The 10,283-nt window shown below is 34.1% G+C and carries 9 protein-coding genes; 7 read left to right on the plus strand and 2 right to left on the minus strand.

The annotated features are described in order from the left end of the window. Window positions 1–15: 15 nt before the first annotated feature. A complete protein-coding gene (locus tag CD30_RS18020; protein ID WP_036180166.1) occupies window positions 16–687 on the plus strand; it encodes a serine/threonine protein kinase in 672 nt (223 codons plus the stop codon). Window positions 688–869: 182 nt separating this feature from the next. On the opposite strand, the gene CD30_RS18025 is transcribed toward CD30_RS18020, so the two are convergent. Next, window positions 870–2,132 (minus strand): dicarboxylate/amino acid:cation symporter, encoded by a 1,263-nt coding sequence (locus CD30_RS18025; protein WP_052126313.1) that lies wholly within the window; start codon window positions 2,130–2,132, stop codon window positions 870–872. 287 nt (window positions 2,133–2,419) lie between these two features. Beyond that, a complete protein-coding gene (locus CD30_RS18030; RefSeq protein ID WP_036180169.1) occupies window positions 2,420–3,466 on the minus strand; it encodes a DctP family TRAP transporter solute-binding subunit in 1,047 nt (348 codons plus the stop codon). A 78-nt stretch (window positions 3,467–3,544) separates the two neighbouring features. Between CD30_RS18030 and CD30_RS18035 the strand changes: the two genes are divergently transcribed. The 6 genes from CD30_RS18035 to CD30_RS18060 all read left to right on the plus strand — a co-directional run bounded on the left by CD30_RS18035 (window position 3,545) and on the right by CD30_RS18060 (window position 10,201). Further along, the gene (locus tag CD30_RS18035; RefSeq protein ID WP_036180172.1) at window positions 3,545–5,131 is read left to right on the plus strand and encodes an ATP-binding protein; all 1,587 of its coding nucleotides are present in this window, start codon (window positions 3,545–3,547) and stop codon (window positions 5,129–5,131) included. An 11-nt stretch (window positions 5,132–5,142) separates the two neighbouring features. Then, window positions 5,143–5,841, plus strand: coding sequence for a response regulator (locus CD30_RS18040; RefSeq protein ID WP_036180175.1), 699 nt, complete (start codon window positions 5,143–5,145; stop codon window positions 5,839–5,841). Between the two features lie 141 nt (window positions 5,842–5,982). Continuing rightward, entirely contained in the window at window positions 5,983–6,624 is a 642-nt protein-coding gene (gene vrrA, locus CD30_RS18045) for a VrrA/YqfQ family protein (RefSeq protein ID WP_036180178.1), read from the plus strand. An 80-nt stretch (window positions 6,625–6,704) separates the two neighbouring features. Then, window positions 6,705–7,673 carry a 4-hydroxy-3-methylbut-2-enyl diphosphate reductase gene (locus tag CD30_RS18050; protein ID WP_036180181.1) on the plus strand — a complete coding sequence of 323 codons (969 nt, stop codon included), beginning with the start codon at window positions 6,705–6,707 and terminating at the stop codon, window positions 7,671–7,673. Between the two features lie 223 nt (window positions 7,674–7,896). Next, window positions 7,897–9,216, plus strand: coding sequence for a DEAD/DEAH box helicase (locus tag CD30_RS18055; RefSeq protein ID WP_036180184.1), 1,320 nt, complete (start codon window positions 7,897–7,899; stop codon window positions 9,214–9,216). 97 nt (window positions 9,217–9,313) lie between these two features. Further along, entirely contained in the window at window positions 9,314–10,201 is an 888-nt protein-coding gene (locus CD30_RS18060; RefSeq protein WP_036180187.1) for a deoxyribonuclease IV, read from the plus strand. The last annotated feature ends 82 nt before the right edge of the window (window positions 10,202–10,283 follow it).

The following is a 10,283-nucleotide window of genomic DNA, read 5'->3' on the forward strand; positions in this document are numbered from 1 at the left end:
TAGAGGGGGAATTATATGGAACACAACTGGGCGTTAGCAAAAGATTCTCTTTCTAAAATTACTGTGTTGTCAAATTCAAATAACGATCCGGTAACCATTGTCGGTGATGCGGATGATTTGAAGTGTATAGGTGTGGGAACAGATGCTGCTGTCTTTCAACATCTAAATGCTCCAGCCTATGCATTTAAAATATACGCGACAGAGAAAATAGAAAAAGTAAAAATCGAGGCAAATATTTATCGTATTTTAGAAGATTCACCTTATTTTCCAACATGCTTTGCATCATTTGACCATACTCTTGTTTTAAGCTATGAGCATGGAATTACACTTTATGATTGCATTCTTCAAGGTGTTCATATTCCAAAACAGGTTATACAAGACGTGGAGGATGCAAGAGAATATGTTCGTAAAAAAGGACTAAATCCACGTGATATCCATTTAAAAAATATTTTACTTCAAAACGGAAGAGCAAAAATTATTGATGTCTCTGAATACTCGCAACCAGGCAATGATTTTAGGTGGGAGTATTTAAAAAAAGCATATGAACAATATTATCATTTGTTAGACGGGAATCCAGTTCCTTTCTGGTTAGTAGAAACAATTCGAAAGTGGTATAACCGTTGGGGAAATTCAATTTCATATGAAGAATTTGCAAAAAATATATTGCAGTTCTCGAAAATAAAATAATGTATTACAAATAGAATAAAAAACTATATAAATAAAGAATGAATAAAACAGTAGGCAATGTAAATTTCAGTTTATATTTCCAAAAGAACAAACCCCGAAAAGTACACTTTAAAGTGATTACCATTCGGGGTTTTACTCATTTAACACTATATTTCAATTATAGAGGACAAACAAATTATAGATTATGCATGTGAATGTGAATGTTCTTCTTTTAAGTGATCAAATTTTGCTACATCAAACTCTTTTTCTGATTTTGAAATAACGACTGCCGCTAAACCATTTCCAATGATATTCGTAATTGCACGTGCTTCAGACATGAAGCGGTCAACCCCGATTAACAAGAAGATACCTTCAACAGGAATCATTGGGAATGCTGCTAATGTTGCTGCTAATACAATGAAACCTGATCCTGTAACCCCTGCGGCGCCTTTAGATGTAATCATTAAGATTCCAAGAAGTGTTAAAATTTGAATCCAAGAAAGTTCTACTCCATAGGCTTGCGCAATAAATAGAGCCGCCATTGATAAATAAATTGCAGTTCCATCTAGGTTGAATGAATAGCCTGTTGGAACAACTAAACCAACTGTCGATTTAGAACATCCCATGTTTTCGAGTTTTTTCATTAAAGATGGTAATGCAGACTCTGAAGAAGAGGTACCAATTACTAAGAAAAGCTCTTGTTTAATATAAGCAATAAATTTAAAGATATTAATACCATAGAATTTTGCAATGGAACCAAGAACAAAGACAATGAATAAGAACATTGTGATATAAATTGCCGCCATTAATAACCCTAAATTACGCAATGAATCTATACCAAAGTTACCAATTGTAAACGCCATTGCCCCAAATGCACCAATTGGAGAAAAACGCATAACCATACCGACAATTTTAAAGAATATCTCTGATACAACTTCCAGGAATGAAATAACCGGTTTTGATTTTTCGCCAAGTGCTGCTGCTGCTAAACCAAATAATACTGCCGCCATCAATGTTGGTAATAATTCACCATTAGCTAATGCACCAATAAAATTCTCAGGGATTATATCACTAATGAATGCACCAATACTATGATCTTGTTCTGCTGCAGCAGTTGTGTATTTAGAAACATCTGCGCCTTCAGCTGAAGAGGTATCAATACCATGACCTGCATTAACGACCAATGCTACAGCAATACCGATAGCTAAAGCAATAGTTGAAACGATTTCGAAGTATAGTAATGCTTTACCTCCGATTTTACCAACCTTCTTCATATCGCCCATTGCCCCAATACCTATAGCAACTGTTAAGAAGATGATCGGAGCGATTAACATCTTAATTAATTTAATAAATAAATCGGCTAATATTTTTAGGCTTGCACCAAATTCTGGCCAAATAAACCCTACAATAATACCGAGAATAATTGCGAGAATAACTTGAGCAGTTAAATTTTTAAGTAATTTCAATACTTCCATCCCCCTATGCATATGACTAAAAAAATTATGTTATCGCTTTCATAGACATATCATAACGGATTAAATTCTGAAAAAGCTGTTTAGTTTTTAAAGGTCATATAGTTCGTTTAGTTCATTTTCAATTAGTTTTTCAAAGGAATATAGAATTATTAAGGGTTTATCCTGTTATACTACTGGTGTGAAACGACTTTTTCTTGTTATAGGACAAATGAAAATAAGACTACCTATTTTAATAGATAGCCTTAATATTGTTTATTATGTTCAATAAATCGTTTAATTTAATTGTTAATTTCCTCCAAAAGCTCATCTAAATATTGAGCATTTACATTTTTACGATAGTAATCATATATTGGGCTTAATTTTTTCTTCCATTTAGTTTTATTGATTTCATCAAGTTCATAGATTTGAACATTTTCTTCATTAGATAGTGAAACTAAATTCTTTTCGTTTATTAATTTAGCTTGGTTAAATTGCCATTCCTGCATTTCATTTAATGATTCAATAATAATTGATTGAGTTTCAGAGTTTAAATTATTCCAAAATTCTTCATTGAACATAACCGCATAACAGAGAATACCATGGTTCGATAATGTAATCTGATTTTCAATCTGGTAGAACTTTTTAGAATAAAGGTTCGAAATAGTATTTTCCTGCGCTTCAATTAAGTGATTTTCCAAATCATTGTATAGGGTATCAAAAGTAGTATCCACAGGTTTGGCTCTTAACAATAAATACTGTTCCTTTAATATATCACTAGACATCATTCTTACCTTTTTATGCCAAAAATCCTGTAATTCAATGATTGGCGTACCACTAGTGGCAATTTGTTTAAATCCATTACTCCAAAATGTTAGCCCTTTTATATTTAAAGAATCCAATTCAGAAAGTAATTGTTTACTAAGATTACCTGTTAAAACCTTTTCTAACTGTTCCTCATCTTCAACTAAAAACGGTAAATCTAACACTTGCCAATTTGGTAAATAGTCCGTCATTTTTGAAAAGGAAGGTGCAATCATTTGAATCTCACCTTCTTTTAATGCTTGTAGCTCTTTGTCATCAGAGTAAAGCATACCATTTGGGTAAACTTGTACAATGATTCTTCCATTACTTTTCTCGTTGACTAAGTCTGCAAATTTTTCTGCCGCCATCCCTTTTGGAGTGTTTTCAGCGACTACATGACTAAATTTTATGATGACCTGATTTTCTAAGCCTACCTGTTCGTCATCGTAGGGGTATGTTTTTGTAGAAAAAAAATTTTGACGATAACCTACTAAGACGATTAATATTATCATTGTTATAATTGAACCGATTATAAAGTTTTTCAAATTTCTCACCACGAATAATAGATTAGTTAAATTATACAAATAGAACATACGAAGAAACAATGAAAGAGAGGGAAGTTAATGTACAAACGTAAAATATCAGTAAATGAAAAAATCATGTTATTAACGTTTTTCATTATTGCCTTCTCTTTTTTCATTGCTGGAACATTTGTGATTGGAAGTATTATTAAAGATCAGGAAGAAGAAATTGGACAAAAAGCGATGTTGGTCGCTCGTACAGTCTCCAATTTACCAGAAATCAGTAACTTATTGCAAAGTGAAGATTTTAATGAAGCTTCTAAAGGAATCAATCAAATAGTAGAAGAAATCAGAAGCATCCATAACCCTGAATATATCGTCGTTATGAATATGGGAAAATTAAAATATTCGCATCCATCCAAAGATGAAATTGGACAACTAAGTGAATCTACCGATATAAACCCTGCTTTTGCTCAACATTATTATTTATCAAAAGCGGTAGGAGAAAAAGGGCCAATGATTCGGGCCTTTGTACCAATAATGAATAGCGAAAATATTCAGGTCGGTGTTACTGTCGTTGGTTATGAAATTCCTACCATCCTTCAAATTTTGGAAGATTTTAAAACCGAGATTTTTATTGCAATTGGTTTGATTGTTTTATTTAGTGTGTGGGGTGCTCGTACGCTTGGCCGTCACATTAAAAAGCAAATGTTTGGTCTAGAACCACATGAAATATCAAAAATGTATGTGGAACGTACTGAGACTTTTAACGCGATGCATGAAGGCATTATTGCTGTTGATAGTAAATTAAATATAACGATTTTTAATAATACTGCTGCTGAAATTTTAGGTATCAAGGAGAACCCAGCTAATTTAATTGGTAAAAATATTTTTGATGTACTCCCTGACTCGAGACTTCCAGATATTGTTTTACCAGAGGGGTCAGATTATAATCAGGAAATTTACATCAATCAGCGTAGTATTTTAAACAATCGTGTGCCAATACATGTGGATGGAAAAAGGGTAGGTACTGTAGCAGTATTCAAGGATTTAACAGCGATAAAACAATTAGCTGAAGAGTTAACAGGTGTAAAAGCGTTGCGCGTTCATACTCATGAATATAAAAATAAATTACATACGATCGCGGGGTTACTTCATCTAGGACATACTAAGCAAGCCTTAGAATATATCTCGCAGGTCAGTGATGAACACGACAATATTACAAAATTCTTAAATGAACGAATTTACAATGAAAATATTTCAGGTTTATTATTAAGTAAAATTAGCCGTGGTAAAGAGCTTGAAATTAAAGTAACGATAGATCCAGAAAGTAAATTTACGAGGTTTCCGGATAAGCTTGATCAGCATGACTTTGTAGTATTATTTGGAAACTTAATAGAAAATGCATTTGATGCCCTAAATGAAATTGAAAAAGAAAACAAAGAAATTACGATTTCAATCGATGATCAGGATGGAGTACTTGCAATACTAGTAAGTGATAATGGCATTGGTATGTCAAAAGAAACAGCCGAAAGAATTTTTGAAAACGGCTATTCAACAAAAGCGAAGGAAAACCGTGGTATAGGCCTTTACTTAATAAGTGAGATTGTGAAAAAGGGTAATGGTACTATTGAAGTGACAAGTGAACTTAATAAGGGTACGACTTTTTTAATAACATTTGACATATAGGAGGAGCAATGGTGACGAAAATAAACGTTCTACTTGTTGAGGATGATCCAATGGTTCGTGAAGTAAATAGACAGTTTATAGAACGAATCGAAGGCTTTCATGTGATTGGCATGTCTAGTAATGGTGTAGAGGGCTTTGCAAAGATTATAGAACTGAAGCCTGAGGTAGTTATTATGGATATTTTTATGCCTGAACAAGACGGTTTAGAAACTTTGAGAAAAATAAGAAGAGAAAACGTTCCGGTCGATGTAATTACAGTAACTGCAGCAAATGATATGCAGACAATTCAACAAATCCTACACTTAGGTGTATACGACTATATTATGAAACCATTTACCTTTGAACGAATACAAAAAACTTTACAAAATTATTATAAATTTAAAATAATGACTCAAGGTGTTGAAGATGTAACACAAAAAGAATTAGACGAAATGATTCATCAATTTAATGAGGTAAAAGTTCATACGGAAACGAATTTAAATAATATTATAGATTTACCAAAAGGTTTTAACCGTGCGACCCTTGAAAAGGTGTTAAACTTTATAAAACAATCAAAAGATGGTGCGTCTGCGGATGAAGTAGCTGCGGGTATAGGGGTTGCGCGAGTAACAGCAAGAAGATACTTGGACTTTCTAGAAAAGCAAAAGCTTTTAAAAGTGGATGTTCATTACGGTGGAATTGGAAGACCCATCAACCAATATTTTATATGATTTAAAAGACGACTTATAAATAACGAAGTCGTCTTTTTTTTTGGGCAGTTAACCTATTACAAATGTACATATAGTTGCATATGATAGCTGATAGAACACCTACGCCAATTGGATTCTTATTTATTAAGAAAGGAGATTAACATGCGAAATCACAACTTCTATTACCAAATGCCAAATAGACCGTTTCCACAATTCCGTGGTCCTAGCCGCATGCCTAATTATGGATATCAACAAGCTCCACGTGGGTTCAGACCCGGTATGGCTCCACCTATTCCACCACCTGGCCCAACTGGACCAAAGGGAGCTATGCCGAAACTAGAATCTTTCATGGAAACTGCAAATCGATTTTTATCAACAGCTCAAAGTTTTCAACCATATATTGCTCAAGCAACACCATTGTTTAGGAATTTACCCGCATTATGGAGAATTTATAAAGGCTTCAAATCTGCACCAGATGCTAAAGACGAGGAAGAAGACGATGAGTATTCGTATGAGTCATCAGAATTTGAATACGAATATAAAGAAAGTGAAGAAGTGAAACAAGTAAGTAAACGTAATACAAATGATGATGATAAAAGAAGCAGACCAAGAAATAGAAAATATGAAGAACAAACTATTATTAAAGAAGATAGTAAACAAAATCGTGCTCCACATAGCTTTTTCCCAGTGCAAAGAGAAAGAAAAAATCCAACAAAAACCGTAGAAAAAATATCACCACCTAAAAAGACAAAACCTTCAGTTCCGAAAATATTCCAACCACCATTTGATATCGATGAATTATAACTTTTAAACAATGAATCTTTGTATTAAATGTCATCCTCCTTTATAATATAGCTATGGTTACAACAAAAGGAGTTGACATGATGCAAGTTATTAAGATTAATCCCCGTGGATATTGTTATGGGGTAGTCGATGCTATGGTAATCGCGCGAAACGCTTCATTAGATAAATCATTACCGAGACCTATCTATATATTAGGTATGATCGTTCATAATAAACATGTAACAGATGCATTTGAAAAAGATGGAATTATTACTCTTGATGGTCCGAATCGAAAAGAGATCATAGAGCAAGTTAATGAAGGTACAGTCATCTTTACTGCTCATGGTGTATCACCTGAAATTAGAGAAATAGCAAAGAGAAAAGGCCTTGTTGCAATTGATGCCACATGCCCCGATGTTACAGTGACACATGATTTAATACGTGAAAAGACTGCTGAAGGGTATGACATCATCTATATTGGTAAAAAAGGACATCCAGAGCCAGAAGGTGCTATAGGTGTTGCACCTACGCATGTTCATCTTGTTCAAAATGCGGAAGATGTTGAAAAACTAGAATTAAAGAATGATAAACTTTTAGTTACAAACCAAACGACTATGAGTCAATGGGATGTCAAACTTTTAATGGATTTACTGCAAGTGAAATATCCTCATGTCGAAATTCATAAAGAAATTTGTTTAGCAACTCAAGTTCGACAAGAAGCTGTTGCAGAGCAAGCGGGAATGGCAGATTTGACAATTGTTGTTGGGGACCCAATGTCTAATAATTCGAATCGATTGGCGCAAGTGTCACAAGAAATTGCAAATACACCTGCCTATCGCATAGCAGATATTTCAGAATTAAAATTAGAATGGCTAGAAGGAGTAGAAAAAGTTGCAGTCACTGCTGGTGCTTCTACACCAACTCCAATTGTAAAAGAAGTGATTAATTTCTTAGAAAAATTTGATCATAATGATCCGTCAACACACGAAATAAATCGCTCTGTTTCTCTTGATAAAATATTACCGAAAATCAAAACACCAAAGCCTGTTGACAAAATTATGCCATTTTAAATCAATAAATGACTAGCTATATTGTTAGCTGGTCTTTTTTTGTCCTTATATTGAAGCAAAAAGACATCTAAATCCCATATTGTAAGCCAATTCATGATATACAGTTTTAAACATCGGTATAAAAATAGGATAAAATAACCGGGAAATTCACGCAATTAGTTGTTTTGTTGTTCTTTAAGGTAGCGAGATGTTACAATATGAATCATGTTAGGAGGTACGAAATATGTCGAAGTATTCGGATTATGATTTGAAGCCATTTCTTCGTGAGGCAATTGCAAAATTAGGCTTTACAGAACCGACTCCAATTCAAAAAGAAATGATTCCTTTAATTTTAAAAGGAAAAAGTGCCATTGGACAAGCGCACACAGGTACTGGGAAGACACATAGTTTCCTATTGCCAATCGTTCAACGTATTGAGGAAGAAAAACAAGAGGTACAAGCAGTCATTACATCGCCGACGCGTGAATTAGCTCAGCAGATATTTGATGCATTGAACCAATTAATCGAAGGTAGTAATATTCAAGCTAAATTGTTTATTGGTGGTACTGATAAACTACGAGCAATGGATAAATTAAAAACAACTCAACCTCAAATCGTTGTTGGAACACCTGGACGGATAAAAGACCTAGTAAATGAAAATGCGTTACTAGTTCATACAGCGCCGATTTTAGTAGTGGATGAAGCTGATTTAGCCTTCGATATGGGATTCATAGAGGATATTGACGGATTCGCATCAAAAATGCCAGAAAAGCTAGAGATGTATGTATTCTCAGCAACAATTCCAGAAAAGTTACAACCGTTTTTGAAAAAGTATATGGATTCACCAATTCATATTAAAATGAACGACAAAAGACCTGTTGCAGAAGGAATTAACTTTGTTCTTGTTCCAATCCGCTCAAAATCTCGTAATCGAAGACTCGTTGAAGTGATTGAAGGAATTAATCCGTTTTTAGCGGTTATTTTCTGTAATACACGTAAAACGGCAGAAGCGGTTGCTTCATATTTAGCAGAAGAGGGAATTAAATCTGGTCAAATTCATGGTGATTTGAGTCCTCGAGATCGAAAGAAAATGATGAAGCAAATTCGAGATTTAGAATATCAATACATCGTTGCAACAGATTTAGCAGCACGTGGAATTGATATCCAGGGAATTTCTCACGTGATAAACTATGAAATTCCAGATGATTTAGAATTCTTTATTCACCGAGTTGGGCGAACTGCGCGTGCAGGTAATAAAGGAACAGCCATCACACTTTTTGAGCCGGAAGATGAAGATAAAATTGTTCGTATCGAAGCGATGGGCATTCCATTTGAACAAATGGATATAAAAAAAGGTGAATGGATTGAATTAAAAGAACGTCATGCACGTAAAAATCGTGTGAAACATGAAAATGAAATTGATGCGATTGCTAAAGCAAAGGTTCGTAAACCTAAAAAAGTAAAGCCTGGCTATAAACGTGCAATGAAATGGGAAATGGATAAAATCAAGAAGAAAGAACGTAAAAAAAGAACGAAACAAGATAATAAAAAACCGCGAAGTTAATTTTACAAGTATCGCTTTTTTAAAGCCATATTTATATGGAAACCGATGACAAACCAGTGTCATTTTGGTTAACCCTTCGCGTAGGAGGATAATGAGAATGTTAATTGGTTCACATGTTTCAATGAGTGGTAAAGACATGCTGCTTGGTTCCAGTAAGGAAGCTGCGTCATATGGTGCATCAACATTTATGATTTATACCGGTGCTCCTCAAAATACTCGTCGTAAACCAATCGAAGAGTTAAATATTGAAGCAGGTCTTGCCCACATGAAAGAAAATGGTCTTTCAAATATTGTTGTGCATGCTCCTTATATTATTAATATTGCAAACACAACAAAGCCTGAAACCTTTGAACTAGGTGTAAATTTCTTGCAAAAGGAAATTGAACGAACAGCTGCAATCGGTGCAACTCAAATCGTTCTGCATCCAGGAGCCCATGTAGGTGCTGGAGTTGAAGCAGGAATTGCCAAAATTATTGAAGGCTTAAATGAAGTATTGGCAACAGACCATCCAGTACAAATTGCATTGGAAACAATGGCAGGTAAAGGTTCTGAAATTGGACGAACTTTTGAAGAACTAGCTCAAATCTTTGATGGTGTAACAAACAATGAGCGACTTTCCGTTTGTTTTGATACTTGTCATACTCATGACGCAGGTTATGATATCATTAATGACTTTGATGGTGTCTTAGAACAATTCGATAAAATTATCGGTCTAGATCGAATAAAAGTTGTTCACGTAAATGATAGTAAAAATGTTTGTGGTGCTGGAAAAGATAGACACGAAAATATTGGCTTTGGTCATATTGGATTTACAGCTTTAAACAATATCGTTCATCATGAAGTATTTAAAGAGATACCAAAAATACTAGAAACGCCTTGGGTAGGAAATGACGCGAAAAATAAAAAAGCGCCATATAAAGAAGAGATTGAAATGCTTCGCCAAGGGAAATATAGTCCTGAATTGATAGATGCTTTAAGAGACTAATAGAATGTACTGAGAGGAAATATCTTCTCAGTACTTTTTCTGTGAAAATAAATCAAACCTTCGGTCTTTGAATAATACTATT

This window comes from Ureibacillus massiliensis 4400831 = CIP 108448 = CCUG 49529 (assembly GCF_000772965.1).
Taxonomy (GTDB): Bacteria; Bacillota; Bacilli; order Bacillales_A; family Planococcaceae; genus Ureibacillus; species Ureibacillus massiliensis.

Coding starts and splice junctions, on each gene's coding strand:
- CD30_RS18020 (WP_036180166.1), top strand. CDS start 16: ATGGAACACAACTGGGCGTTAGCAAAAGATTCTCTTTCTAAAATTACT.
- CD30_RS18035 (WP_036180172.1), top strand. CDS start 3,545: ATGTACAAACGTAAAATATCAGTAAATGAAAAAATCATGTTATTAACG.
- vrrA (WP_036180178.1), top strand. CDS start 5,983: ATGCGAAATCACAACTTCTATTACCAAATGCCAAATAGACCGTTTCCA.
- CD30_RS18050 (WP_036180181.1), top strand. CDS start 6,705: ATGCAAGTTATTAAGATTAATCCCCGTGGATATTGTTATGGGGTAGTC.
- CD30_RS18055 (WP_036180184.1), top strand. CDS start 7,897: ATGTCGAAGTATTCGGATTATGATTTGAAGCCATTTCTTCGTGAGGCA.
- CD30_RS18060 (WP_036180187.1), top strand. CDS start 9,314: ATGTTAATTGGTTCACATGTTTCAATGAGTGGTAAAGACATGCTGCTT.